The organism is Novosphingobium sp. BL-52-GroH (assembly GCF_044813085.1).
Classification (GTDB): domain Bacteria; phylum Pseudomonadota; class Alphaproteobacteria; order Sphingomonadales; family Sphingomonadaceae; genus Novosphingobium.
Map to the genome: position 1 here is coordinate 99114 of NZ_CP171149.1, position 25052 is coordinate 124165.

22 protein-coding genes and 2 pseudogenes are annotated in these 25052 nt (G+C 63.5%); 12 read left to right on the top strand and 12 right to left on the bottom strand.

The features are described from left to right. The first annotated feature begins 233 nt into the window (after window positions 1-233). Entirely contained in the window at window positions 234-3182 is a 2949-nt protein-coding gene (locus tag ACFFDA_RS00530) for a TonB-dependent receptor plug domain-containing protein (protein ID WP_404477639.1), read from the top strand. Window positions 3183-3200: 18 nt separating this feature from the next. On the opposite strand, the gene ACFFDA_RS00535 is transcribed toward ACFFDA_RS00530, so the two are convergent. Together ACFFDA_RS00535 and ACFFDA_RS00540 are read right to left on the bottom strand one after the other, a co-directional pair. Next, entirely contained in the window at window positions 3201-3929 is a 729-nt protein-coding gene (locus tag ACFFDA_RS00535; RefSeq protein WP_404477640.1) for a TetR/AcrR family transcriptional regulator, read from the bottom strand. Window positions 3930-4012: 83 nt separating this feature from the next. Next, window positions 4013-4628 (bottom strand): annotated as a pseudogene (locus tag ACFFDA_RS00540) (transposase). A 354-nt stretch (window positions 4629-4982) separates the two neighbouring features. On the opposite strand from ACFFDA_RS00540, the gene ACFFDA_RS00545 reads away from it, so the two are divergent. The 6 genes from ACFFDA_RS00545 to ACFFDA_RS00570 all read left to right on the top strand — a co-directional run bounded on the left by ACFFDA_RS00545 (window position 4983) and on the right by ACFFDA_RS00570 (window position 8690). Then, on the top strand, window positions 4983-5216 hold the full coding sequence (locus ACFFDA_RS00545) for a hypothetical protein (protein ID WP_404477641.1): 234 nt from the start codon (window positions 4983-4985) through the stop codon (window positions 5214-5216). 582 nt (window positions 5217-5798) lie between these two features. Then, window positions 5799-6323, top strand: coding sequence for a helix-turn-helix domain-containing protein (locus ACFFDA_RS00550; protein ID WP_404477642.1), 525 nt, complete (start codon window positions 5799-5801; stop codon window positions 6321-6323). Window positions 6324-6426: 103 nt separating this feature from the next. After that, window positions 6427-6798, top strand: a complete 372-nt coding sequence (locus tag ACFFDA_RS00555) for a hypothetical protein (protein ID WP_404477643.1) — start codon at window positions 6427-6429, stop codon at window positions 6796-6798. Beyond that, window positions 6799-6882 carry a Fic family protein gene (locus ACFFDA_RS00560; protein WP_404478316.1) on the top strand — a complete coding sequence of 28 codons (84 nt, stop codon included), beginning with the start codon at window positions 6799-6801 and terminating at the stop codon, window positions 6880-6882. It begins immediately after the preceding gene. A 319-nt stretch (window positions 6883-7201) separates the two neighbouring features. Then, window positions 7202-8200, top strand: a complete 999-nt coding sequence (locus ACFFDA_RS00565; protein WP_404477644.1) for a 1-phosphofructokinase family hexose kinase — start codon at window positions 7202-7204, stop codon at window positions 8198-8200. A 154-nt stretch (window positions 8201-8354) separates the two neighbouring features. Then, window positions 8355-8690: a CBS domain-containing protein gene (locus ACFFDA_RS00570; protein ID WP_404478317.1), complete on the top strand. Its 336-nt coding sequence runs from the start codon at window positions 8355-8357 to the stop codon at window positions 8688-8690. Between the two features lie 150 nt (window positions 8691-8840). Here the strand turns inward: ACFFDA_RS00570 and ACFFDA_RS00575 are convergent, their stop codons facing one another. Further along, window positions 8841-9107: a hypothetical protein gene (locus ACFFDA_RS00575; protein ID WP_404477645.1), complete on the bottom strand. Its 267-nt coding sequence runs from the start codon at window positions 9105-9107 to the stop codon at window positions 8841-8843. A 142-nt stretch (window positions 9108-9249) separates the two neighbouring features. Then, a pseudogene (locus ACFFDA_RS00580) lies at window positions 9250-10255 on the bottom strand (2-hydroxyacid dehydrogenase). Between the two features lie 144 nt (window positions 10256-10399). Here ACFFDA_RS00580 and ppsA point away from each other — a divergent pair. The 4 genes from ppsA to ACFFDA_RS00600 all read left to right on the top strand — a co-directional run bounded on the left by ppsA (window position 10400) and on the right by ACFFDA_RS00600 (window position 14691). Continuing rightward, window positions 10400-12817, top strand: coding sequence for a phosphoenolpyruvate synthase (ppsA, locus tag ACFFDA_RS00585; RefSeq protein WP_404477646.1), 2418 nt, complete (start codon window positions 10400-10402; stop codon window positions 12815-12817). Between the two features lie 159 nt (window positions 12818-12976). Further along, window positions 12977-13681 carry a DUF6629 family protein gene (locus ACFFDA_RS00590; RefSeq protein WP_404477647.1) on the top strand — a complete coding sequence of 235 codons (705 nt, stop codon included), beginning with the start codon at window positions 12977-12979 and terminating at the stop codon, window positions 13679-13681. Between the two features lie 140 nt (window positions 13682-13821). Continuing rightward, window positions 13822-14310: an NUDIX domain-containing protein gene (locus ACFFDA_RS00595; protein WP_404477648.1), complete on the top strand. Its 489-nt coding sequence runs from the start codon at window positions 13822-13824 to the stop codon at window positions 14308-14310. A gap of 198 nt (window positions 14311-14508) precedes the next feature. Beyond that, window positions 14509-14691: a hypothetical protein gene (locus tag ACFFDA_RS00600; RefSeq protein WP_404477649.1), complete on the top strand. Its 183-nt coding sequence runs from the start codon at window positions 14509-14511 to the stop codon at window positions 14689-14691. A gap of 110 nt (window positions 14692-14801) precedes the next feature. Here the strand turns inward: ACFFDA_RS00600 and ACFFDA_RS00605 are convergent, their stop codons facing one another. From ACFFDA_RS00605 to ACFFDA_RS00635, 7 genes are all read right to left on the bottom strand, one after another. Continuing rightward, complete coding sequence (locus ACFFDA_RS00605) at window positions 14802-15194, bottom strand: hypothetical protein (RefSeq protein WP_404477650.1); 393 nt, start codon at window positions 15192-15194, stop codon at window positions 14802-14804. Window positions 15195-15270: 76 nt separating this feature from the next. After that, window positions 15271-16323 (bottom strand): lysylphosphatidylglycerol synthase transmembrane domain-containing protein, encoded by a 1053-nt coding sequence (locus ACFFDA_RS00610; RefSeq protein ID WP_404477651.1) that lies wholly within the window; start codon window positions 16321-16323, stop codon window positions 15271-15273. Then, window positions 16307-17014 (bottom strand): hypothetical protein, encoded by a 708-nt coding sequence (locus tag ACFFDA_RS00615; protein WP_404477652.1) that lies wholly within the window; start codon window positions 17012-17014, stop codon window positions 16307-16309. Before ACFFDA_RS00615 ends, ACFFDA_RS00610 begins: the two co-directional genes overlap by 17 nt. Further along, window positions 17011-17541 carry an aldehyde dehydrogenase family protein gene (locus ACFFDA_RS00620; protein WP_404477653.1) on the bottom strand — a complete coding sequence of 177 codons (531 nt, stop codon included), beginning with the start codon at window positions 17539-17541 and terminating at the stop codon, window positions 17011-17013. The genes ACFFDA_RS00615 and ACFFDA_RS00620 overlap by 4 nt, the downstream gene beginning before the upstream one ends. Window positions 17542-17695: 154 nt before the next feature. After that, window positions 17696-20248: a magnesium-translocating P-type ATPase gene (gene mgtA / locus ACFFDA_RS00625; protein WP_404477654.1), complete on the bottom strand. Its 2553-nt coding sequence runs from the start codon at window positions 20246-20248 to the stop codon at window positions 17696-17698. Continuing rightward, window positions 20245-21012, bottom strand: coding sequence for a Bax inhibitor-1/YccA family protein (locus ACFFDA_RS00630; RefSeq protein WP_404477655.1), 768 nt, complete (start codon window positions 21010-21012; stop codon window positions 20245-20247). Before ACFFDA_RS00630 ends, mgtA begins: the two co-directional genes overlap by 4 nt. Window positions 21013-21284: 272 nt before the next feature. Beyond that, the gene (locus tag ACFFDA_RS00635; protein WP_404477656.1) at window positions 21285-21617 is read right to left on the bottom strand and encodes a VIT1/CCC1 transporter family protein; all 333 of its coding nucleotides are present in this window, start codon (window positions 21615-21617) and stop codon (window positions 21285-21287) included. Window positions 21618-21805: 188 nt separating this feature from the next. Between ACFFDA_RS00635 and ACFFDA_RS00640 the strand changes: the two genes are divergently transcribed. Further along, a complete protein-coding gene (locus tag ACFFDA_RS00640) occupies window positions 21806-22363 on the top strand; it encodes a nitroreductase family protein (RefSeq protein WP_404477657.1) in 558 nt (185 codons plus the stop codon). A 34-nt stretch (window positions 22364-22397) separates the two neighbouring features. On the opposite strand, the gene ACFFDA_RS00645 is transcribed toward ACFFDA_RS00640, so the two are convergent. Then, a complete protein-coding gene (locus ACFFDA_RS00645; RefSeq protein ID WP_404477658.1) occupies window positions 22398-24728 on the bottom strand; it encodes a heavy metal translocating P-type ATPase in 2331 nt (776 codons plus the stop codon). Window positions 24729-25052 lie beyond the last annotated feature (324 nt).

A 25052-nucleotide genomic window follows, 5' to 3' on the forward strand; every position in this document is an offset into this window, starting at 1 on the left:
AAACCCTCGCGTTCCGAAATAGATGATGCATTCTCATCCTCGGTGCAATCACCCTATTGCGACGCAAATATCCAAATAACAGTGAACTGCTTGACTATAATTCGATTTCGCGTACATTCCCTTCTCGTACGGAGGGCGGGGCGCGGTGCCCCGGCGATCCGCTCGATACCGGCGACGTCGAAACGGCGCGCCGAACTCGCGGCCCGCAAGCTGGTCGCAAGGGAGGATACCTGATGGAAACGATCCAAGCTGGAAGACTCGCGTCTACCGATACCCTGGTCCGGTTGCTTTCGGGAGCGTCGCTGCTCTCCGCCGCGATCGTACTGGCCTTGCCCGCCTTCGCCCAGGATGCGGCGCCCGTGGCAACCCCTGCCGAAGCGCCGGTCGATCCGGCACCCGCCGCGACCACTGCCGATCCCGCCGCGCCCGTCGATCCTGCAGCCGAGGCGGCCAGCGACGCCGCCGTGCGCGACATCATCGTCACCGGCTCGCGCGTCCAGGCCAACGGCTTCCAGAACCCGACCCCGGTGACGATCATCTCGTCGACCGACCTGTCGACCAAGGCGCCGTCGAACATCCCCGACGCCCTCAACCAGTTGCCGCAGTTCAGCAATTCGACCAGTCCGACCAAGTCCGAGACGCGCTTTAGCGTCACCCCGGTCATCGGCAACTTCCTCAACCTGCGCGGCCTCAGCCCGCGCCGCACGCTGATCATGCTCGACGGCGTGCGCGTGCCGCCGACCAGCTTCGACGGCTCGGTCGACGTCAACACGCTGCCGCAGATGCTGGTCCAGCGCGTCGACGTGGTGACCGGCGGCGCCTCGGCGGCTTACGGCTCCGACGCTGTGGTGGGCGTCGTCAACTTCGTGCTCGATAAGAAGTTCGAAGGCCTCAAGGTCACCGCGCAAAGCGGCATCTCGACTTATGGCGACGCCGCGTCGTACCGCCTCGGCCTCGCCGCCGGCGTGTCGCTGATGGATGATCGGCTGCGCATCATCGCCAGCGTCGAACGCTACGACATCAACGGCCTCGCCAACAACGACCGTCCGCTCGGTGGCCAGCAGCACTGCACCGCCGGCACCGGCACGGCGGCCAACCCCTACCGGACCATCCCCGATTGCCGCTTCAACACCGCGTCCAACGGCGGGCGGACCACGGGCGGCGGCGGGCTCAACAACTACGTCTTCCTTCCCGGCGGCGCCTATCGCCCGTTCAACGCGGGCGGCGCCGGCGGGGTCGGCGGCGATGGCGGGCTGATCGATACCGACACGACGATCACCGCGCCGCTGCGCACCATGCAGGGCTTTGGCCGCATCAGCTTCGAGGCGACGCCGGACATCACCGTGTTCGCGCAAGCCGCCGTCAACCAATCCGACGCGGGGCCGCTTCGCCTGCCCGACGGCCACTATGCGGGCCAGTCCACCGGCCTGACGATCTTCCAGGACAACGCCTTCCTGCCGGCCGGGGCCCGCGCGCTGATGGGCACGGCCCCATCGTTCCAGTATTCCTACATCGGCAATCCGCAAGTGGCCGAGGAACTGGGCGGCAACACGCTCGACCTGCAGGACGCGCGCCAGCGTACCCGTTCGATCAACTTCATCGCCGGCGTCGAAGGCAAGTTCGGCGACGGCTGGAGCTGGAACGTCAACTACGTCCACGGCGGCTCGCAGCTCACCGCCCGCAGCCGCGAGACCGAACTGCCCAAGCTCGCCGCCGCCGCCGACGCGGTGTTCGACGGCAACGGCAACGTCGTGTGCCGCGTCACTCTGACCAATCCCGGGCTCTATCTTGGATGCGTGCCGATCAACCTGTTCGGCCCGGCTTCGGCCAGCCGCGAGGCGGTGGACTACGTCTACGGGGTCTCGCGCTTCCGCACCAAGAACCTGATGGACATGGGCAGCGTCAACCTTTCGGGCACGCTGTTCAACCTGCCCTACGGCCCGTTGAGCATCTCGGTCGGTGGCGAATATCGCAAGCAGACGCTCGAGCAGACCAGCAACGCCGACCCGGCCATCGCGATCGACCGCACCGGGCTGCCGGGCGCCCCGGCCTCGATCACCCGTTTCCAGCTCACCAACGCGGCCAGCGCTTCGGGCAGCGTCAGCGTCAAGGAAGGCTACGTCGAGTTCGTCGCCCCGCTGCTGGCGCGCCTGCCGTTCGCCGACCTGCTCGAACTGAACGCGGCGGGCCGCTATACCGACTATTCGACCAGCGGCTCGGTGAAGACCTGGAAGCTGGGGCTCAACTACAAGCCCTTCGCCGACTTGCGCCTGCGCGGCACGATCTCGCGCGATATCCGCGCGCCCAGCCTCTATGAGCTGTTCGCGGGGCCGTCGAACTCGGTCGCGACGCTGGCCGATCCGCACACCGGCGTCACCGCCATCGCCACGACCAGCGTGGTCTCCAACTCGGCGCTGGAGCCCGAGCGGGGCCTCACCAAGATCGTCGGCCTGGTCTACCAGCCGAGCTGGCTGCCCGGGTTCGGCCTTTCGATCGATGCCTACGACATCAAGATCACCGATGCCATCGTCGCTTCTACCGCCGTCACCAACGTGCAACTGTGCGAAGCGAGCGGCGGCACCGGGCCGGAATGCGCGCTGGTCCTGCGCCCGCTGCCGTTCAGCGATCGGAGCGCCGCGAACTTCCCGACGTTGGTGCTCTCGCAGCCGCTCAACCTGGCAGACATCCACCAGCGCGGGCTCGACATCGAGGTGGGCTATCGCTTCGACGGGCTGGGCGGCAAGTTCGACGTGCGCGGCTTCGCCAACTACGTCCCCACGCTCGACCAGCAGCAGTCGCCCACCCAGCCGGTGCGCCACTATGCCGGCTATCTGTACAACGCCAAGCTGCGCGGATCGATCTCGGCGACCTATTCGAGCGACGCCTTCAGCCTCAACGTGCAGGAGCGCTTCACCGGCAGCTACAAAATGCCCGCCTTCGAAGGCGCCAGCGTCTATGCCGATCATGGCAAGGCCCCCAACCAGGGCTACACCGACGTAACGCTCACGTTCTACACCATGGAGAGGAAGGGCGAGTTCTTCATCAACGCGCTCAACGCCTTCAACGTCAAGCCGCCGCTGCTCAACGCCTCGGCGGTGCCGGACCTGAGCTATCCCACGGTGAAGCAGACCTACGACGTGACCGGCCGCTATCTCACTGCCGGCTTCCGCATCCGCATCTGACGCGGTCTTGCCCTCTGCCTAACGGGCGGAGGGCAAGCCTGCCAGCCGATCGGCCTCCGCCTCGATGCGCTCGATGGCGGCGTCCAGCGCATCCTGCGTGGCGGGTCGCACGCTCATGCCGCGATAGACCACGTCGGCGATGCCGTCGGCGGCCGAAGCGGTGTCGAAATCGCCGTCGCCGCGCAGGAACGCCCAGGTCTGGTGCTCCATGCCGCCGAACACCAGGTCGCGCATCAGCGTATCGGGTACGTCGGCGCGGAACTCGCCCGTGGCCACCGCCTCGCGGCAAAGCGTGCGCACTTCGGAGGTGAAGCGGCGGATCAGCGCATAGAAGCGGGATTCGCGGTAATCGACGGTCGGCCGCACCTCGGTCAGCACGAAGCGGCTGAGCGCGGGCTCGCTCCGGGTGATCTGGAGGGCCCTCCATATGATGTGCCTCAATTTATCGCGGGTATCGCGGATCCCCGCAATTCCGGTGTCCTCGGCCAGCTTTTCCGAGAACCATTCGTCGGCGACGCGGATCAGTAGCGCGCGGCGGTTCTCGAAATAGCGGTACAGCGTCCCTTCGACGACGCCCGCGCGCTCGGCGATCTCGGCCATCGAGGCCTGTTCGTAGCCTTTTTCACGAATGACCGCGCGGGCGGCGAGGATGATGTCGGCCACCCGGCGGTCCTGCGACAGGCGGGGAGTGTTGCGCCGGGCGGACTTCTTTGGGGGCGTGTCCGGGCTGGTGGAGGGTGGGGGCATCAGGTGTTGCTAAGGTGTATCCAATGTCGTGGCAACCGCGTTTCAGGTGCCGTTCGGGCCGCTTTAAGAGTTTGTTTGGAAAATCAGGGGTGAGGGTTTCGGCGTAGGAGATTGCCGCCCATAGCGACGAGGATCATGGCCTGCGAGACGTCGATGCGCTTCTCGTAGTCACGGACCAATCGGCGCCATCGGATCATCCAGCCAAAGGTCCGCTCGACGACCCATCGTCGGGGCAGCACCTTGAAGCCCTGCTGCTGATCGCTGCGTCGAATGACCTCGACGACGAAATCCAGATAGCTTGCCTTGTCCATGAGCTTGAGGCGGTCATAGGCGCCATCGGCGAAGAACTGCTGCGCTCGGACTGGCCTCTCGCCCTTGGCGCTCGCGATCGAGCATCAGTTCGATGTCGTGGATTGTCTGGAACAGGAACCTGCGAGCCAGTTCCCGGAACCAGCCATAGACTGTCTGCCATGCCCCGAAATGGATCGGCCGCATCCGCCAGCCACAGCCCGAACGAACAAGGTAGCGCACGGCGTTGATCACCTCGCGAAAATCCACCTCGCGTGGACGGCCCCGGCGCCCCGGCTTGGGCATCAGGGGCGCCAGGCGATCCCATTCTTCATCGGTCAGATCACTGGGATAGCGCTTCGTCTTCTTGGCAATTTGGGCCATTCGCCCTCGGCTCTGCTGGGTCCACATCCAGAGCCTGAATCAGACGCAGAGCCTCGCGACAACCCCCGGCAACGATTTTCCAAACAGCCTCTAAGTTCCGCAATAGAACTGGATTGGTTTCGAATTAGTATCAGTATGACACCCAATCGATCGATTTTTATATGAACAAATAATTCATTATTAGGGGTTGTCTGTCAATATTAGGCCTATAGCTTACTTCATCAGTAAGTGGGGCGTAATGCTGATCTGTCTCGTTGGACTGCAAGACAATTTTTTCAATGCGATACACCGAAGTCGGGGCGCCGCAGTAATGGATATGACTTATGCGGTACTGCCCGCCGTCTCGGCCAACGCCGCAACTAGGGCCAACACGGCGCTACTTTGACCGGCAGCATCACGATCAACGCCACCATCGCCGGACTGGTCCAGATCACGGGCCTCGCCGACCTGATGTTTGCGGCCAGAACGGCGGAACGGACGCGCAACTTACAGAAAACGTTTGTGTTTGGAGCAAACATGTCGACCAAGAGCTACACCATCCGCGCGACCGGAAACGAAGCGAGCATCTCGTTGCCTAAAAACAGGTTTACGCGCAGAAAGCGGCAGCTTTTGTAAGACTGCAACGTCCGCACAGCGGGCGCTTGCATTCGGCTTCTTCATGCAAAATCTCAAGTTCCACGTTGCTTCGATCTTGCCGGATTTAACGCACCCGAGCTGGATGCATTTTTTGACAGGGTCACGCCTTGCCAATCGCGATGGCTGCCGTCCGGTCGAAACGTACCGCCAAGACTGATTCTTCGGAAAGCATTGCGGACCTTGTCCGACGCCAGGATGAAGAGATCGCGGCACGCATCTTGCGCTCGGGTCGGACGGTGTCAGCCGAGCAGTTTCGGTTCTCGTTCGCGCGAGTCTGGTGCACCGCTACTACCAAGGCTTCCGCGTCGATCATCATTGCAATCGGGCCGCGCAACGAAAGGTTGTATACACCATAGCGCCGGATGTAAGACTGGCGTTGGGCAGGTACCGTTAGAACTAGGAACGGCGTAGCGCAGCCCTATTTAACATAATATATATTATCAATTCTAATCCATGTAAGCGCAACTTAGAGATGTCACCGCCCGCAATTTAGAGACGTCACTAGCCAGGACGGCTCGCGATCCTGGTGGCATGATCTCCTGCCAGTCAGGAGATGCACTTATGACGGTGGTGGCTATGAGCCATGGCGAGCTTTCAAGATACAATACCCTGCGGCGCTTTGAGCGCGGCGAATGGCCGATAGAAAACACAGCAATGTTGCTCGGTGTATCGCGCCGGCAGGTTTATCGTTTTCTCGGCCGATTGCGAAACGATGGTCCCGAGGCGCTGGTTTCCTGGAAGCGCGGCAGACCCAGCAATCGCAGCTTCAGTGCCGAGTTTCGCACCCGGGTCATCGATCTCGCGCATTATCGCTGGTACGAAACGGTGCCTGTGTTTCCAGGACTGCGGCTGGAGATCGAACAAAAACGGCTAGGTTCCGACGATCTCCAGAATTTTGCGCTTCGTCGCATTGCTTCGCTTGCGCTCAACCGAAGCCTCGAGGCGAGCAAGTTCAAATGGGCTCTTTGGTTGGTGGGGCAAGGGATTGACCGCACGCTGCGATTTCAAAGAGAGACGTTCGTAGATAAGAGCTATGTCTCGCACGGTGACATCTCCATCCCGCGCTGGTTGTGTAAACTGAGCTAGCGTGGGGCGCGTAGCCGCAAGGCGATAACCTCTTCGAGGTAGCGTAAGTCCCGATACCGGAAGAATATTCTTCGCAGGAGGGTCGTATGAGGAACAGGCTGCTATGACCTCGGATTTGCGCGGAAATGAGGGGTCTAGGGCCTCGCACGAAGACACCCTTCCCGACCCGGCTGACCCCTTCATCCGCGCACTACACCGCGATTTCTACGCCGACGCGTCGGAAGCCATGCTGACGATCGAAGGGGCCGGCCACCGCTTCGTGATAACGCCGGGTGAATGGCGCACCGGCCGCGGGCAGGACGCCCAGGTCGGTCGGCATCTGCCGCCTTCGTCTGACCGGGTGCCCGATTTCATGGCCGACTTCCATTACCGCTTCGCCTTCGATCCACCGGGGGGCATGCGCCTGACGGCGGTGGGGCCGGGCCGCGGCAAGCGCATCCTGGCGATGGCGACCTCGCACCACCGCTTCAACTGAATCCACCCCTTCCCCGACGGCAACGGCCGCGTCAGCCGCCTGATGAGCCATGCCATGGCGCATGCTGCGGGGATAAGTAGATAGCCTTGAGACGGCCGCAGGGTCCGGCTTGAAAAAGGCACGAGCCAAGCCACGTATCACGAAACGCCAATGCGATACGTCCCGGGACATTTGCCGATCGCGGCAACGGGTACTCCCGTCAGGCCAGGTCGTCCTAATCCTTTGAGCCTGCCAAAAGCGGGAGTGTGGTACTATCCTGCGCATTAAAACCCCCTCGACTGCTGCACAGATCGGGGGCGACGGACCGGGACGGAGGCCGCGGTCGTCGCGCGAGTGAAATAGCAGCAAATCTCGGGATATTTACTTATTCCGGCGCATTGAGCCGCAATGATAGCCTGCGGGCATGAAGAGAATTGCGACCCTCACCATGAACCCGGCCATAGACGTGTCCTATGAGGCGGACCGCGTCTTTCACACGCACAAGATCCGGGCCCGTCAGGAGCATTATGATCCGGGCGGCGGCGGTATCAACGTGGCGCGGGTCATCGCCCGGCTGGGCGGCACCGCGCGTGCGCACTATCTAGCGGGCGGCGCCACCGGCGCCACGCTCGATAGCCTGCTCGATCTGCACCAAATGGTTCGCTCCCGCATCCCAATCGGGGGCAATACCCGGATATGCACGGCGGTTTATGAGCGTGAAACGGGCAAGGAATTCCGGTTCGTGCCGCACGGTCCTGCCGTGACCCAACGAGAATGGCAGGCATCGCTCGATCGTCTCGACGACATCGAATGTGATTATTTGGTCGCCAGCGGATCGCTACCGCCGGGCGTCCCGGACGATTTCTACGGCCGCCTTCAGGCCAAGGCGCGGCTTCGCGGGATGGAGCTCATTCTCGACAGTTCGGGTGCTGCGCTTCAGCAAGGCCTTGCAGGTGGCGGCATATTGCTGGTCAAGCCAAGTCTTGGCGAGTTGCAGCAGCTTGTGGGCCGTTCACTTGCCGATCGGCGCGAGATCGCCACGGCGGCGACAGACATCGTCAAAAAGGACCAGGCCAAATATGTTGCGGTGACGATGGGTCGTGAAGGCGCCCTTCTCGCGCAGGGTTCCGGCGTCCTGTGGCTGCCCGCCATACCCGTTGAAGCGAAGAGCACGGTCGGCGCGGGAGACAGCTTCCTGGCGGCAATGACCTTCGCGCTGGCGTGCGGCCGGGATCCGACGGACGCCCTTCGCTATGGGATCGCGGCAGGTGCAGCCGCCGTCCTGACGCCTGGCACCGATCTTTGCCATCCGAAAGAGGTAGAGCGGCTGTACGCTCTTGCCGGGGCGGGCGGAATGCCAGCGGAGGCTTCAATCAACGCGTCAGGGCCTGGCCCGCACGAGGCGGTCACAGGTCAGGCATGAGGTGCAATTTCTCGGCCTCGCCGGACCGTCTTTCGCGGTCGGTTTGGCAGATGTGAGAGCGGACGGAGAGGTAAAATGAAAGCAAGCGATATCATGAACCTGCGGCGGCGACGATCACGCATGACGCCTCGTTGCCGCAGGGGCGATACGAACCATAAGCAACCACCGCATCAGCGCCCTTCCCGTGGTCGATCAGCATGGGCATCTCGAGGGCATCATTTCCGAAGTGGATTGCTTCCGGCGGGAGGAGAAGGCGGCTCTGAGCGCGCTGGTCGGCGCTGATGCCGACGCGCGCGCGAAAGCGCTCGAATCCCGATCCGTCGAGGAGATCATGTCGCGCGACCCGGTGGCGATCGGATCCGATGCATCCCTCCAGCAAGCAATCGAACTCATGGAACACCATGCTGTCAAACGGTTCCCTGTGATCACAGACGGCAGGGTCGTCGGCTTGATCAGTCGTGCCGACGTGCTGCGCGCCGCGATCGAATAGGTGCAGCCTGCGGCTTGCGAGTTCCCCTCGGCTGCATCTCCGAGCGCTGGTGATCGTAACCCGGCGTTCGGTCTTCCGTCAGACAAGCCCAATGGCTGATTATCCCGATGTCCTCACAAGCGGTCGGAATCCGATCGGCACGAAACGTCCTTACGCGCGATCGTTCTCTCGGCCCGGATAGTCCCGGTCGGGAACGTCTGGAATGATCTCAGGCGGTTCGGAAAAGGGCGTTTCCGTCGGAGCCGGGGCGGGCGGGGTTTCCGGTGGCGACTGGGGTTCGATGGTGTCGGGCGCCGGGAATTCGGGCTGGGTTGCCATGCTGTTTCTCCTTTTTTTAACCTGTTCCCAGAAGCCCGCATCACGTCCGGGACCGCCGATGGCCATCAACTCGTGCCGGATAAATTCGCACGACTTCATCTAGTAGTATCAATGACTTGGAACGGTGAGCGCTGGCTGAACGCAGGATGAAGGTTTTCCGGGTGCGCGCCTATGCGTAGATGACCGTATCGAGCATCGCGCGTGGCCACGGTTCGGCAAGTGTCGTGCGGCGGACCCGTTTTCAGTCGCGGGCCGGAACAATCTGGTGTGTGGCGACGACCGTCGCTACGAAGCTGGACAGATTCTCGTTCGTGGCCGCCGCAATCGCGGTCAGTGCCTCGCTTGTGAAAAAGCCCTGGTGACCGGTAACGAGCACGTTGGGGAATGTCAGAAGGCGGGCAAAGACATCCTCCTGGATCACGTCCTGCGACAGGTTCTCGAAGAAAAGACGTTCCTCCTCGTCATAGACATGCAGCCCGAGATAGCCGATCGCACCTGTTTTGAGCCCTTCGATCATCGCCTGGGTATCGATCACCCCGCCCCGGCTCGTGTTGCTCAGCCTGACTCCGCGTTTAATCCGGGTGACGGCGCGGCGATCAATATATGCCGCGTTTCCGGCATCAGCGGACAGTGCAGCGTGACGATGTCTGAGACTGCCAGTGACGCGTCCAGCTCGACATAGACGCCGCCAAGCACGACAACTCGGCGTTCAAGGCGGGATCGCAGGCGAGAATATGGCTGCCAAAGCCTTGGAGGATGCACGCGACCGCCGTTCCGATCTTGCTGGTTCCGACGATGCCGACGGTTTGCCCGTTAAGATCGAAGCCCAAAAGCCCTTCGAGCGAGAAGTTGCCCTCGCGCACCCGGGCGTAGGCTTTGTCGATCTTGCGGTCGAGTGACAGGGTGAGGGCGAGCGTATGTTCCGCGATCGCCTGGGGCGAATAGGCCGGCACTCTCGCGACCGCGAACTTCAGCGCCTCTGCGGCGGGAAGATCGAAATTGTTGAATCCCGCGCTGTGCAGCACGATGAGCTTGATGCCGCGCGCCGCTAGACGCTCCCGCACTTGTCGATCCGGGCAGTCGTTCACGAACGCGCAGATGGCGCCCGAATTGGCAGCTAGCGGGGCGGTCTCGACGCTGAGCCGCGGTTCCAGGAAAACGAGTTCGTGCGGGAGGCCGGCTGACGCGTTGCCGGCCTCAAGGAACTCCCGATCATAGACCTTGGTACTGAAGACGGTGATCCGCATTGCGTCACACCCTGACGAACGCAAGCACCCGAGCCGGAATAATGCCAGACTTCGGAGAGGTAGTCACTACGTATCATCCCCGACAGACAGGCGGCGGCGGGCAAACCATTCTCGCCTCTCAATTTCGCGGCGACGGACAGGACAATGACCGACAACCCGATACTTTGGTTCGACAAGATCGGAATCGGCGATGTCGCCTCGGTAGGCGGCAAGAACGCCTCGCTTGGCGAAATGGTGCGGACGCTTTCGGCCAAGGGCGTGCGTGTCCCCAACGGCTTCGCCACGAGCGCCGGTGCCTATCGAAGCTTCATTGCGGCCAACGGGGTAGAAGCCGCGATCCGGGCGCAGCTTGCCGCCTACGAAGAAGGTAAGGCGACGCTCCAGGACACCGGCCATTCAATCCGGTCCCTGTTGCTGGACGGCGAGATCCCCCCCACCTTCGCCGATGCTGTCCGCGCGGCCTATGACGAACTCAAGATCAGGACGGGCGCGTCCAATCTGACCGTGGCGGTCCGCAGCAGCGCGACGGCGGAGGATCTGCCGGACGCCAGCTTCGCCGGTCAGCAGGAGACCTTCCTCAACGTGCGGGGCCATCGCGCCCTGCTCGACGCCTGCCGCCGCTGCTTTGCCTCGCTCTTTACCGACAGGGCGATCAGCTACCGCCAGACCAAGGGCTTCGATCATTTCGACGTCGCGCTCTCCATTGGCGTGCAGCAGATGGTGCGGTCCGACCTCGCCGGATCGGGCGTGATGTTTTCGATCGACACCGAGAGCGGCTTTCCTGATGTTGCGGTGATCAGCGCCGCCTGGGGTCTGGGCGAAACGGTCGTGCAGGGCAGCGTCGATCCGGACAAATATCTGGTCTTCAAGCCGCTGCTCGAAAAGGCCGGCACGCGCCCCATCATCGAGAAGAGCCTCGGCAAGAAGGCGCTGAAAATGCGCTATGCCGAGGGTGGAAGCAAGCGGACCCGGATCGTCGAGACCAGCCCCGCCGACCGCGAAGCCTTTGTGCTCGGCGATGACGACATCCTCGAGCTCGGTCGGTGGGCCGTTATCGTCGAGGCGCATTATGGGCGGCCGATGGACATGGAATGGGCGAAGGACGGCGAGACCGGCCTGCTCTACCTTGTCCAGGCGCGGCCGGAAACCGTTCAGGCCGGACTCAGCCGCTCCTCCTTCCTGCGCTATCAGCTCAAGTCCAAAGGCGGCACGCCGCTGGTGACCGGCGCCGCCATCGGCAGCGCGATCGCCTCGGGGCAGGCCTGCGTGATCCGCAACGCCGCCGACATCGGCCAGTTTCGCGATGGCGCGATCCTCGTCACCGGCACGACCGATCCGGATTGGGTGCCGATCATGAAGCGCGCGGCCGGCATCATCACCGATCATGGCGGCGCCACTAGCCACGCCGCGATCGTCAGCCGCGAACTGGGCGTTCCTGCAGTCGTGGGTACTGGCAACGCTACAACGGTCCTTGGCCATGAGCAGGAAATCACCCTCTGCTGCGCGGAGGGCGACGTCGGCAGCGTCTATGAAGGTCTTCTCGCCTTCGACCGCGAAGAGATCGACCTGGGTGCCATTCCCAAAACCCGGACGGACGTGATGGTCAACATTGCCAACCCCGCTGCCGCCTTCCAATGGTGGCGCCTGCCGGCCAAGGGTGTCGGTCTTGCCCGGATGGAGTTCATCGTCAACGCGCTGATCAAGGCGCACCCCATGGCGCTGCTCCATCCCGAGCGGGTGAGCGCGGAAGACAATCGCCTGATCGGCGAACTCACCCGCGGCCACGCCAGCCCGGCGGACTATTTCGTCGATCTCCTCTCGCGCGGGATCGCCAAGCTCGCGGCGCCCTATCATCCGCACCCCGCGATCGTGCGGCTAAGCGACTTCAAGACCAACGAATATTCGCATTTGCTCGGTGGTCGGGCCTTCGAGCCGGAAGAGGAAAATCCGATGCTCGGCTTTCGCGGCGCCTCGCGCTACTATGACGAGCGCTATCGCGAGGGCTTCGCGCTTGAATGCCGGGCGCTCAAGCGCGTCCGGGAAACGCTCGGCTTCACCAATGTGATCGTCATGGTGCCTTTCTGTCGCACTCCGGCGGAGGCCGACCGCGTGCTCGAAGTGATGGCGCAGAACGGCCTGCGGCGCGGCGACAACGGGCTGCAGGTCTATATGATGTGCGAAATCCCCTCCAACGTGATCCTGGCCGAGGAATTCGCCAAGCATTTCGACGGCTTCTCGATTGGTTCAAACGACCTCACCCAGCTCGTGCTCGGCGTCGATCGCGATTCCGACCTGCTCGCGACGCTGTTCGACGAACGGGACGAGGCCGTGAAGCGGATGGTGTCCGAAGCGATCCACAAGGCCCATGCCGCCGGCATCAAGATCGGCATCTGTGGGCAGGCGCCCAGCAACTATCCCGACTTCGCCGCATTCCTGGTGAACGAGGGCATCGATTCGATCTCGCTCAATCCGGACAGCTTCGTGCGGACGATCGCTCATATCAGCCAGGCCGAGCAGTCTCCTCATGCAGGGACGGCGCCGGCTCCCGCAGTAGCCGCGTGAACGGAAGCGAACCGCCGGCCTCCGCACAGCTATTTCTGTCGCTGTCGATATGCCTGGGATACCCGATGCGACAGTGCTGGCAACGATCACCGCGTCAGCCTGCGCATGGCGCAGGGAGCGCTTGCCAGGGGTCTGTACCCCTCTTCGGGGACTGACCCCATGTGCTTTTCGGCCACTTCCAGTTTTATCGCCAGTGCGGTGATCGGATCGATCGGCGTGGCAACGCTGCGCCATGTTCGCGAGCCGCGCGCCCTGCTGTTCGCTTCCGTGCCCATGCTGTTCGCGCTGCACCAATTCGTGGAAGGTTTCGTGTGGCTCGGAGTTGACGGACATATCGGCAAGCTTGCGCTGGGTCACGTCGCCTTCCTGTTCATGCTTTATGCTCAGGCGATACTGCCCCTGCTGATGCCGGTCGCGGTCCTACTGATGGAACCTCCCGGCTGGCGCCGGAAGGCCATTTTCGGCCTGACCGCCATCGGCACGCTCGTGTGCGCGTGGAACGCCTATGGGTTGATTTTCTTCCCGAGCCCGGTTTTCGTCGAGCAGAATTCGATCGCCTACCGCAACCCGCTGACCGGCGATTTCTGGATATCCTGCCTGTATATCCTTGCGACGTGCGGCGCCCTGCTGCTGTCCACCCATCGCGTCGTCAAAGCCTATGGCGCAGTGAACGTCATCGCGCTGACGATCGCGGAGATCGTCAAAGAGTACGCCTTTGCCTCTGTGTGGTGTTTCTACGCCGCGACCATGAGCGTGATGATCTATTGGCAGTTCAAGCGCCTGAACATCGATATCGAGACGCCCAACGGCTCCTCACGCCGTTCCTTCTGGCCTGGCTGCGTCCTGGCACATCGGCCGCTGTAGGTGCGGATTGAGCGTCCACACCTGACCAATGTGGCAGGGCTACCTGTACGAATGCCGGCGGATGGCCCGCCGGTACATTGCCCGGGTACATCCGCTCGAGCCATAGGTTCGGTCCTCCGACAGGCATTGTCGTGACACGGATGAGCGCGGGAATTCTGATGTACCGGCGCGGCAGCAACGAGGTCGAGGTCCTGCTTGTCCATCCCGGTGGACCGCTCTGGCGAAAAAGGGGCGTTGGATCGTGGCAAATGCCCAAGGGATTGATCGAGCCGGGTGAGGATGCATCCACGGCCGCCCGACGCGAAATTGCAGAAGAGCTCGGTCTTCCTCTTATTGGCGGACTTCATCGGCTCGGGCGGCTGAAACAGGCGGGTGGGAAAGTGGTCGAGGCATTCGCGCTCGAGCAGCAGGTCGATATCGACGCTATAAGGAGCAATAGGTTCGAAATCGAGTGGCCGCCGCGGTCCGGCACGATGCAGTCGTTTCCGGAGATCGATGAAGCCCGCTGGTTCGGTCTCTCCCGCGCCTCGCGCAGCATGCTCGTGAGTCAGCGACCGATTCTCGATTGGCTCGCTGATTATCTACGGAATGGCGAGGATCCGAGGTCATCGAAAGATGAGCATGGTTAAACGACACGGTTTGGGCCGCCGGACATGCGGGAACGGCAGTCCGCTCGTCGCGCCGGAAGCCCTCATAAAGCGGTCGTGCCAGCTTCTCGGAGCGACCGCGAAATCGCGACTTATATGCGCGACCCTTGATTCGAAGCCTGCTATAGTCGCCGTCTGACTCGGATAGGCCCGGGCCGCGTTCCCAAAGGAACCGTGTCCATGAATGAATTTGTTATCCAGAGCAATATCGAGCGGTTCGAAAAGCTGCTCGCTAGCGAAGCCGACGCAGGAAAGGCGAACATTCTTCGCGGTTTGCTGGCGAACGAGCGGGCGAAGGCTGTCGCTGTGCACCGGAGCGAGATCGGACCGATCCAAGCCGCCCCGAAGATCTCCAAACCTTGAACGCGTTCGTCGTTGCGCGACGACGCGCGCCATCCTGCTCAACCATCGTCAGACCCCACCAATAGTTGGCCAAGGACGCGCGATGTGAAAGGGTGTCCTATGCGGTCCGGTCATATTTTGCCCGCGTAGATCATTCGGCCCGGGGAGAACCGTTCGAAGACATGGCTTATATCGGCTTGCGCGACAGCAAAGCGTCTCTGACTGCGCCCGAGTTTGCCACTGGCCCGAACAATATCCTTCGATACACAGGACGCCCGCTTATGACATTCGGCGATGTGAAGCCGGGTAACACGCGACGGCTGGCTGAAATCGACGATACCGATGGCGTCGCGATGTCTTATCGCCGGCTGATGTTGAGCCAGGGCACTCAAAGCCTGTTGGAGCAACGCCGGTCGCGGAGGACCTTGGGCTGGTACGCCGGCCAATGCTGTCGTCTGTTTCAGCATGCCCAGAGCGATGGCATCGCCACCCAGAAGCAGAGGGCGGCTGGTAATGAATGTCATGCTTGGTTCGAACCGCTATCTGTTTTGGCGAGCAAATACAGGATAGTCGCGATGCGACGTGCTTTACAGATAAGTACTAAACCTCACGAGCATGGTGCCCGCTCGCGCTGTCAGATCGAGACGATCGGCGGGACCGAAACGGTCGGCGCTTGAGCGCCGAGCGCATCATCAGTAGCCCGGGTAATAGCGGCAGCCACAACGTCAAGATCCTCAGCAGCATCGTCGCGGCAAAGGCAGTCTCGATCGGCACGCGCAGAAGTCCGAGCGTCGCGGTCGAGGTTGCCTCGAAACTGCCGAGACCGAGCGGGATCGGGCCGAGCGTCACTACGATCGATGCCATGATCAGCGCGATGAATCCCGTCCCGAACGACGCGGGTTCTCCCAGCGCGTGCAGACACGCCCAGAGTGTCGCGGCGTCGGCCAGGAAGACCCAGCCATTGAAGCCTGTCACGCGAACCAGAAGCTGGCGGTCGCCGATCAGCTTCGCCGGGGCCTGACCGACGATCTCGAAGAGATTACGGACTACGCCCATGCGTTCAAGCCGGGGCGATAGTGGCTGGCTGCCGCGGTGTCGGAGCCAAAGCGCCAGCGACGGAATAGCGAGGGCCACCAGAAGAAAGGTGGTGACCACACCGGCCATCAGCGGCGTCGCCTTGTCGTGGAGCCAGAGCAGAACCAGCATGGCTACCGCGAAAAATGCGAAGGCGGCATAATAGCCGATCATCGAGACGAGCAGGGCCGCGACCGCCGTCCCGCGCGGCACGCGCAACCGCACGAGTTGATCGACGAGAAGGACGTTACCCCCCATCCCCGCGCTTGGCACGGCCTGGTCGGCAAACAATTTGGTGATCGCAATGCGCATCAATCTTGGAAGCGGCCGCGGTGTCCCGGCGCTGTGCAGCACCGTCGCCCAGCCGGCCGCCACGCCGGCATAGGTTGAAAGCTGGAACAGAACGGCAAGGGCGAACCAGAGAGGGTTGGCGCGTGCGATCAGCCGGGCAAAATTCTCGATCTCGCCGAAACGCAGCACCGCCCCGACCAGCGCCGCCACGAGGATGATGCCAAGAAGCCAGGACCGCCAGGCGCCCGATGGCTTTGCGGCGTTCGCCCCATCAGCGTTCGAAGACATAGCTGCCCGGATCCAGCGTGCGAGTTACAGGCTTCGCGCCGGTAGCGCCGAGGGCTGGCGGTACGCTAAAAGCGCTTGAGTGCAGATCCAACCAGGCGGCCCATGCCGGCCACCATGAACCGGCTTCGGACTCCGCCCGGGCGAGCCAGGTTTCGGGATCGAGGCGGTCCGCCTCCGCCGGTCGTGCGAGCAGTCGAAAGGATCGGTCCGGATCGTCCCGACCGCAGACGATTCCGTCGTCATGACCGCCCGTGGTAAGCAGGAACGTCACCTTCCCGTTCAGAAACCGATGGATTTTGTAAACCGAGCGCCAGGGCGCGACGTAGTCGCTTTCAACGCTGACCTTGAAAACCGGCACATCGATCTTCTGGAGAGCGATCGGCCGGCCGCCGACCTGATACCGTCCCTCAGCAAGATCGTTGCCAAGAGTGAGGGAGCGGAGATACTGTCTGTGCCAGGCGCGCAGGTCGCTCATCGGCTCGCGCGCGCCCAGGAAATAGTCTCGGATGAAATTTGGCCAGACAAGTTCGTTCGAACGCAAAGCCTGGAAGGCGCCGCTCATCTGCCGGCTGTCGAGATAGCCGCCGCTGGCGCCAGCCATCGTCTCGAGAAAGTCCAGCTCCGCCGCATCGATGAACAGGCTGACCTCACCCGGCTCGCTGAAATCGGTTTGGGCGGCGAACAGCGTCATCGACGCGAGACGATTGTCACCATCGCGCGCCATTGCCGCGGCCGCGATCGCGAGCAGGATCCCTCGAACGCCGCCGCGCTCTGCGGAACGTTGGCAGCATGTTTGAGCAGCATTGTGTTGCCGGCCGAGAGATGCGGCGCGATGATCCGGGCGATCTGGTAATAAGGGAAGTTCCAGGGCTCGATCGCGAGCAGGACGCCCAGCGGCTCATGCACCAGGGTTGCCTCGCCTTCTGCCGGATCGGCTACGGGAAGGCGCTCGGGCGCGAGCAGCCGCCCGGCATTGTCCGCATAATAGTCGAAGATCGCAGCGGACGGCTCCACCTCCGCCATCGCCTCGCTCAGCAGCTTGCCCATCTCCAGCATCAGGATCCGCGCATAGGAATCGGCATCGCGTCGCAGGATGCCCGCGGCGCCGCGCATCACCGCCGCGCGGTCCGCGAAACTCGTCTCGCGCCATGCGAGAAAAGCGGTATCGGCCTTGCCGATCGCCTCCAGAATCTCGGCATCGGTCGCATCCGGAAACACCTCACGAGCTCGCCGGAATAGGGGCTGGCAGTTGCATAGGTCATCGAACGATCCTTATCTCTGCACCTTCTCGCTCGGCGAGTCTTCGTGCCGCACTACGTGCGGTGCCGTCCTGCCTGATGGGCCTGCAGCGAGCCCGTCCCTATGCGGATTGTTACTTAGCCGGATCGGGCATACTCGTGCCGGACGTCACGCTGCGCAGCGCGAAGCGCTTGAGCATCTCGGCGCTAGCAAGATAGGCGACCACCAGGAGCGCGATGGCGCCAAGCACCGCGCCTCCCGGAGCAGCGAAGCCGAGCAGATTCGCCACGGGCAGAAACGGTACGACGAGCGCGGCGGCAAGGCCGGTCAACGCGGTGACGGTCAGCGCAATGTGGGGGCGACTTGCCCAGGCAGGCCGCACCGTGCGGATCACGAACACCACCAGCACCTGAGTCGCCATGGACTCGATGAACCAGGCCGCGCGGAAGGCCGCGACATCGACATGGAACACCCACAGCAGCAGTCCGAAGGTAGCGATGTCGAACAGCGAAGAGAGCGGCCCCATGACCGCGGTGAAGCGCACCAGCCCGGGCATGTCCCAGCCGCGCGGGCGGGCGAGATCGTTCTCATCGGCATGGTCGAACGGGATACCGATCTGCGACATGTCGTAGAGGAGATTGTTGAGCAGCACCTGTACGGCGGTGAGCGGCAGGAAAGGCAGCACCAGCGAAGCGAGGGCCATCGTCAGCATGTTACCGAAGTTCGAACTGGTCCCCATCCGGATATATTTCATGATGTTGGCATATGTGCGGCGACCTTCGGCAACGCCATCGGCAAGCACATTGAGGTCAGGTGCGAGCAGGATCATGTCGGCCGCCTCGCGCGCCACGTCGGTGGCCCCGTCGACCGACAGGCCGATATCGGCGGCCCGGATCGCCGGCGCATCGTTGATGCCATCGCCTATGAACCCAACCGTGCGCCCACGTGCTTTGAGCGCGCGCACGATCCGCACTTTCTGGTCGGGCGTGACGCGCGCGAACAGGTCGACTGCCTCGACCCGCGCCGCGAGCGCCGGATCGTTCAGCTTCGCAATTGCCTCGCCGGTCAGCAAGCCGTCCACCGGAAGCGCGAGCGCCGCTACCAGATGCTCGACGACCGCAGCCGCGTCGCCGGAGATAACCTTGATGCGAATGCCCGCCGCTTCGAGCCGCGCTACCGCGCCGGCCGCACTTTCCTTGGGCGGATCGACGAACACGCAATAACCGGCGAAGATCAGCCCATTCTCGTCGCTGTCGCCGATCTTTTCCTGGCCGCTCGCAGGCTTCCAGGCGAGCCCGAGAAGCCGCAGGCCTTGGGCCGCGCGATCGTCGTGCAGCCCCATAAGCCGTGTCCGCAGCGCATCGTCGAGCGGAACGAGTGTGCCCGAACGATCCTGCGCCTGCACGCACAGCGAGAGCAGCGTCTCGGGCGCGCCCTTGACGATCTCGATCCGCTCGCCGTCATGCTCAGCCAACACCGAGACGCGCCGCCGCTCGAAATCGAACGGCCGCTCGTCGAGCTTGCGCCAGTCGCCGAGCGGCCGGCCCGTCATATGGAGCAGCAAGGCCTCGTCGAGTGGGCTCTTGAGACCTGTCTCGAACCGCGCGTTCACCGCCGCGAGTTCGGCCACGCGCTCGTCGTCATCGCCGTCGATGCCGGGATGTCCGACCAGCGTGATGCGCGCCTCGGTCAGCGTGCCGGTCTTGTCGGTGCATAAGATGTCCATCTGGCCGAGATCGTGGATCGACGACAGCCGCTTCACCACCACCCGCGCCTTCGCCATGCGCTGCGCGCCGCAGGCAAGCGACACGGTCATGATCATCGGCAGGAGCTCGGGCGTCAGGCCCACCGCCAGCGCCATCGCGAAGAGGAAGGATTGGAGCGGCGGCCGGCCCAGCGCAAGATGGGCGAGCAGCACGAACAGCACCAGGAAGATGGTGAGACGTGCGATGAGGATGCCAAGCTTGTGGATGCCGCGCTCGAACGCGGTCGGCGGCTCGGTTCCCGCCAGTGACGCAGCGATGGCACCGAAGCGAGTCCGTGCGCCGGTCTCGACCACGAGCATCGTAGCCGTGCCTCCGATCAGCGAGGTGCCGTGGAAGAGTGCGTTGCGCGCCTCGGCCGGGGTCGTGGCGTCTGGCAAGGGATCGACCTGCTTCTCGACCGGATAGGGCTCGCCCGTCAGCAGAGCCTCGTTGACCTGCGCGCCGTTGACTGCCAGCGCGATGCCATCGGCTGGCACCAGATCGCCGGCGGCGAGCAGTACGATGTCGCCTGCCACGATGTCGGCGACTGGCAGTTCGACCGGCTTGCCGTCGCGCAGGACGCTGGCGCGGAGCGCGATCGACCGCTTGAGCGCGTCCGCGGTCGCTTCAGCGCGATGTTCCTGCACCATGTCGAGGCCGGTCGACAGTATCACCACGAGGACGATGATTGCGAAGCTCGCGCCATCGCCGGTCGCGCCCGCGATCGTGGCGGCGACCAGCAGGATGGCGACGAGCGGGTTGGCGAGCCTGCGAAGTAGATCGAGCAATAGGTGCCGCCGCTGCTTGGCCGCGACCTCATTGGCACCGTCGCGGTCAAGCCGGGCAGCGGCCTCGCCGGCGCTCAGGCCTTCGCGCGATGCGGAGAGCCTATCAAGAGTCTTTGCGGACGCCTCCTGCCAGAAGGCCGCGGGATCGCTCATCGGCGGCGCTGGCCGGTAAAGCGCAGGAGGAACAGGAAGAGATTGAGGAAATCGAGATAGAGAGACAGCGCCCCGAGAATGGCCGACCGTTCGCGCCCCTCGTCCGCCGTTTCATAGTAAAGTCGCTTCACCCGTTGCGCGTCGAAGGCGGTCAATCCCGCGAACAGCAGCACGCCCACCTCTGAGAGCATCATATCAAAGCCCGTCGAGCGGACGAACAAGTTGACGAGCATCGCCACGATAACCCCGACCAAGCCGATGGTGAGGAAAGCACCAAAGCCGGAGAGATCGCGTCGGCTGACGCTCCCGGCCCACGCCAGTGCGGCAAAGCCCGCGGCGGTCGCGACGAAGGTCGTGGCAAGGCTCGCTCCGGTGTAGGCGAGCAGCAGTCCGCCGAGCGAGAGCCCGACCAGCACCGCATAGCCAAGGAAGGTCAGGCCGGCCGCAGCCGCGCTCAGGCGGTTGATGCCCGCGCTCAGCAGGAGGGCCAGGCCCAACGGGGCAAATGTTACGATCCATCCCAACGTCGTGAGCCCATCAGCGGTGAACAGCGCGGTGGCCAACGTGGCATTATGCCCGACCAGCCAGGATGTCGCCGCCGACGCCGCGATTCCACCCGCCATCCGCAGATAAACCGCCGCCATGTAGGCACGCAGCCTGGGGTCCTGCCGTGCATCGGCGGCGAAGGAGCGGCCATAGTCCGTTGCCTTGTCGAGCATATCCTGATCCTTTTGAACAAGATCCAGCGAGGCAACTGCCAGCATGGACGACAGCTGGCACGGTGCGCGCGAGCATCGATGGTCCCAATCCGCAATGCTACTTAGGCTTGTGGACCTGCTCGGGCGGGCAGCGCATCGAACTGAACGGCGAGCGCACAGGCTTTCCACGGTCGCTGCCCCCCCACCCGGGTGGGTCCGTCTTCCGCCGCGGACGTCAGAACCAGAGATCGCGTACGCAACGACCGTCGCGTGGAAGATCGTCGAATGTGTCGAGGCCATCAAAATGATCGATCAAGCTCAGCCCGGCTGATCTGCGATTAGCCGAGTGAAACCCCGACGATTGCGCCCGTTCCATATGTGACTGCAGCTGCCGCAAGACCAATTAAGAATTGGCGCATTGCCGAGAACAGTGAGGAGCGGTCGGTGAAGAGGCTTGTGCCCGCGCCGATCAGCGCGAGACCCAGGCCGCTCGCTATCAGACTGGCGACCAGCGCCAGCTGGCCTGAAAGCAGCAGGAATAGCGCAACCGGAATGATAGCGCCCCCCGCGAAGAGCAGGAAGGACCCGGTAGCGGCCTCCCAGGCAGCCCGCCGAGCTTTTCGGATCGATCCCCGTCTATCCGCTGCTACGAACCTCACCGCCACGCTCATCCTGTTTATCCCAACAGCTGTCATAAATGCCCATGTTGCAAATAGTCTAATCGCTCGGAGGTCGCGGACACTCCGTTCTTGTACGGATTGGAGCCACCGCCTTTCCGGTCGAACTTAGCCCCCAGAAACAGGCGGCACGAAGACCCGCCGGCGCCGACAAGAACTCAATCTATTGCGGAGTGCCTCACATGGATTTGAGCGAAGCGATCTATGGGCGCCGCGCAACGCGCGCCTACGCGGCCGCGCCTGTTGCAAAGAACGTGCTGGAGAGTCTGATCGACGCGGCGATTCAGGCCCCAAGCGCCGTCAACGAGCAACCCTGGGATTTCACCATCATCCAGAATATCGCGCTGCTCGATCGAATTTCCGCGGCGGCCAAGGCTCACATGATCGAGACGATGCCGCGCGGAGCCTTTCCGGAACATCTTCATGAAACTCTTGAAAGCCCGGCTTTCCACATCTTCTATCATGCGCCGGCGCTGATTGTCATCTCGGCGCGAGTCGGAGGGTGGGCGGTCGAAAATGCCACGCTGGCGGCCGAAAACCTAATGCTAGCGGCGCACGGACAGGGCCTGGGTTCCTGCTGGATCGGCTTTGCCCAGCGCTGGCTCGAGACTAAGGACGGCAAGCAGGTGCTCGGCGTTCCCGACGATGTCGTGCCGGTTGCTCCGATCATTATCGGTTACCCAACCGCACCGACCCCGCCCGTCCCGCGCCACCCGCCGCAGCTCCGGTGGATCGACTGATAAGCATACGCAGCATCCCAGGCTGGGTGGGGGATCATAGCCGCTGGTGGCTGAGCCGAAGCGCGTTGGTGACGACGCTCACAGACGATAGAGCCATCGCCGCGGCCGCGATCATCGGCGACAGCAGGACGCCGAAAAGCGGGTAGAGCAGGCCCGCCGCGATGGGTATCCCCGCCGCATTGTAGACGAACGCGAAGACGAGGTTTTGACGAATATTGGACATCGTCGCCTGGCTCAGCCGGCGCGCGCGCACGATCCCCATAAGATCCCCCTTGAGGAGCGTGATGCCCGCGCTCTCGATCGCGACGTCGGTGCCCGAGGCCATCGCAATCCCCACCTCGGCAGCGGCGAGCGCGGGCGCGTCGTTGACGCCGTCGCCAGCCATCGCGACGATGCGGCCTTCGCGCTTCAACCGCTCGACCACGGCACTCTTCCCATCCGGCAGCACATCCGCTTCGACCTCGTCGATGCCGAGCGTCCGTGCCACGGCTGCAGCGGTAGTGCGGTTGTCTCCGGTCAGCATCACGACGCGGATGCCTTCCGCCCGCAAAGCGGAGAGCGCATCAGGCGTCGTCTTCTTGATCTGATCGGCAATCGCCAGCACACCGGCTGCAAGGCCGTCGAGGCCCGCGAAGATGGCGGTTGCGCCTTCGCGCCGCAGATCCTCGGCCTGCGCGGCAAACGGCGCGGCATCGACACCGTGCTCCTTCAGAAAGGCGGCATTCCCCAGCAATATTCGCTTGCCCTCTACGATGCCGAGTACGCCCTTGCCGGCGGGGGAGTCGAAGTCGGTCACTTCGGGAATCGCGATCCGGCGATCGCCGGCGGTCTCCACAATGGCGCGCGCCAGCGGATGTTCGGAGGCACGCTCGGCCCCGGCGGCCAGCCGCAGCAGCTCGTCTTCCCCGAAGCTCTCGGCCGCTATGACCCTGGTGACCGAAGGATGCCCCTCGGTCAGCGTCCCGGTCTTGTCGACGACCAGCGTATCGATCTTTTCCATGCGTTCGAGCGCCTCGGCGTTCTTGATCAGCACGCCGAGCGCGGCACCACGCCCGACGCCCAACATGATCGACATCGGTGTCGCCAGCCCCAGCGCACAGGGGCAAGCGATGATCAGCACCGCTACGGCGGCGACCAGGCCATAAGCATAGCGCGGCTCCGGTCCCCACGCTGCCCAGCCGGCGAACGTGAGGACCGCGATCGCCAGAACCGCCGGCACGAACCAGCCGGCGACGTGATCGGCCATGCGCTGCATCGGCGCGCGTGAGCGCTGGGCCTGGGCGACCGTCTGGACGATCCGCGCCAGCATCGTGTCGCGCCCGACCTTGTCGGCCCGGACGATGAGGGTGCCCGTCTGGTTAAGCGTGCCGCCGATGACGGTGGCACCCACCGCTTTGGTGGTCGGCATCGACTCGCCCGTGACCATCGACTCGTCGAGCGAGGAGCGACCGTCCTCGACGATGCCATCGACCGGCACTTTCTCGCCGGGCCGCACGCGCAGCCCATCGCCGACGACGATCTGGTCGAGGTCGACCTCTTCGTCCTCACCGTGGGTGGTGATGCGCCGCGCGGTCCTGGGCGCGAGGTTAAGCAATGTCTTGATCGCGCCCGACGTGCGCTCGCGGGCGCGCAACTCGAGCACCTGCCCTAGCAGCACCAGCGCGGTGATGACCGCAGCTGCCTCGAAATAGATGGCGACCGTCCCTTCCGGCGATCGAAACGCCGGCGGAAAGGCCCCCGGCGCAAGCGTTGCGACAACGCTATAGGCCCATGCGATCCCCGTTCCCATCGCGATCAAGGTGAACATGTTGAGGCTGCGGGTGCGAAGCGACGCCCGGCCTCGGACAAAGAAGGGCCAACCGGCCCACAGCACGACCGGGGTTGCCAGTAAGAGCTGGATCCATTCCGAAATCCGCATCGGCACCAGATGATGCAGCATCGGAAAGATATGGCTGCCCATCTCCAGGACGAACAGGGGCGAAGCGAGCGCCAAGGCAACCCATAAGCGCCAGGTCATGCCGGCAAGTTCCGGGCTCGGGCCGGCATCCGCCGTCGCCATCGCTGGCTCGAGCGCCATCCCGCAGATCGGGCAGCTACCTGGACGATCCTGGCGGACCTCGGGGTGCATAGGGCAGGTCCAGACGCTACCGGGCGCGGCGCTCGGCACTGCGGCAATATATCGCTGGGGATCGGCCGCGACGCGGCCCCGGCATCCTGCGCTGCAGAAGTGCCAGCGACTGCCTTCATAATCGATGTGATGTGCGGTCTTTGCGGGATCGACCGTCATCCCACAGGCTGCGTCTCTTGCCGAGGCAAGGCCCGCCGGCAGCTGTGCCTGATTGGGATGAACGTGCGCGTGCTCCACCGAATTGCTCCTATGCAGCCGCACCGCATCCTGGGTTTGGCACCATGTCAAAGTCCAGAGGGTGCCCGCCGTCGAGGCCTGGCGGACAATCGGACGACCGCAGAGCGCGCCGCTGCGATTGCTCTACGATGCTACCAGCCGCCCCGCTGCGCGGTAGCCTTCCCGTCAACCGAGACCGATCGGGTTTCACGTCACCCGCAACGTCACGGCAAAACGCTCCGCGGCATCAGTCTGCAGCAACCTCATGCTGTGCGTCGCCGCCCCGATATCCAACAAGTATGCCTGGGCGATCGCGGCCCCTATCGGGGTTGTTACTTAGCAACG

What these genes read in the sequence shown, in the direction of transcription:
- ACFFDA_RS00600 (WP_404477649.1), top strand. Translation starts at nt 14,509, where the DNA reads ATGAATGAATTTGTTATCCAGAGCAATATCGAGCGGTTCGAAAAGCTG.
- ACFFDA_RS00630 (WP_404477655.1), bottom strand. Translation starts at nt 21,012, where the DNA reads ATGCTGGCAGTTGCCTCGCTGGATCTTGTTCAAAAGGATCAGGATATG.
- ACFFDA_RS00575 (WP_404477645.1), bottom strand. Translation starts at nt 9,107, where the DNA reads ATGAAGTCGTGCGAATTTATCCGGCACGAGTTGATGGCCATCGGCGGT.
- ACFFDA_RS00605 (WP_404477650.1), bottom strand. Translation starts at nt 15,194, where the DNA reads ATGACATTCATTACCAGCCGCCCTCTGCTTCTGGGTGGCGATGCCATC.
- ACFFDA_RS00530 (WP_404477639.1), top strand. Translation starts at nt 234, where the DNA reads ATGGAAACGATCCAAGCTGGAAGACTCGCGTCTACCGATACCCTGGTC.
- ACFFDA_RS00610 (WP_404477651.1), bottom strand. Translation starts at nt 16,323, where the DNA reads ATGTCTTCGAACGCTGATGGGGCGAACGCCGCAAAGCCATCGGGCGCC.
- ACFFDA_RS00615 (WP_404477652.1), bottom strand. Translation starts at nt 17,014, where the DNA reads ATGACGCTGTTCGCCGCCCAAACCGATTTCAGCGAGCCGGGTGAGGTC.
- ACFFDA_RS00590 (WP_404477647.1), top strand. Translation starts at nt 12,977, where the DNA reads ATGTGCTTTTCGGCCACTTCCAGTTTTATCGCCAGTGCGGTGATCGGA.
- ppsA (WP_404477646.1), top strand. Translation starts at nt 10,400, where the DNA reads ATGACCGACAACCCGATACTTTGGTTCGACAAGATCGGAATCGGCGAT.
- ACFFDA_RS00635 (WP_404477656.1), bottom strand. Translation starts at nt 21,617, where the DNA reads ATGAGCGTGGCGGTGAGGTTCGTAGCAGCGGATAGACGGGGATCGATC.
- ACFFDA_RS00535 (WP_404477640.1), bottom strand. Translation starts at nt 3,929, where the DNA reads ATGCCCCCACCCTCCACCAGCCCGGACACGCCCCCAAAGAAGTCCGCC.
- ACFFDA_RS00565 (WP_404477644.1), top strand. Translation starts at nt 7,202, where the DNA reads ATGAAGAGAATTGCGACCCTCACCATGAACCCGGCCATAGACGTGTCC.
- ACFFDA_RS00550 (WP_404477642.1), top strand. Translation starts at nt 5,799, where the DNA reads ATGACGGTGGTGGCTATGAGCCATGGCGAGCTTTCAAGATACAATACC.
- ACFFDA_RS00640 (WP_404477657.1), top strand. Translation starts at nt 21,806, where the DNA reads ATGGATTTGAGCGAAGCGATCTATGGGCGCCGCGCAACGCGCGCCTAC.
- ACFFDA_RS00555 (WP_404477643.1), top strand. Translation starts at nt 6,427, where the DNA reads ATGACCTCGGATTTGCGCGGAAATGAGGGGTCTAGGGCCTCGCACGAA.
- ACFFDA_RS00595 (WP_404477648.1), top strand. Translation starts at nt 13,822, where the DNA reads ATGAGCGCGGGAATTCTGATGTACCGGCGCGGCAGCAACGAGGTCGAG.
- mgtA (WP_404477654.1), bottom strand. Translation starts at nt 20,248, where the DNA reads ATGAGCGATCCCGCGGCCTTCTGGCAGGAGGCGTCCGCAAAGACTCTT.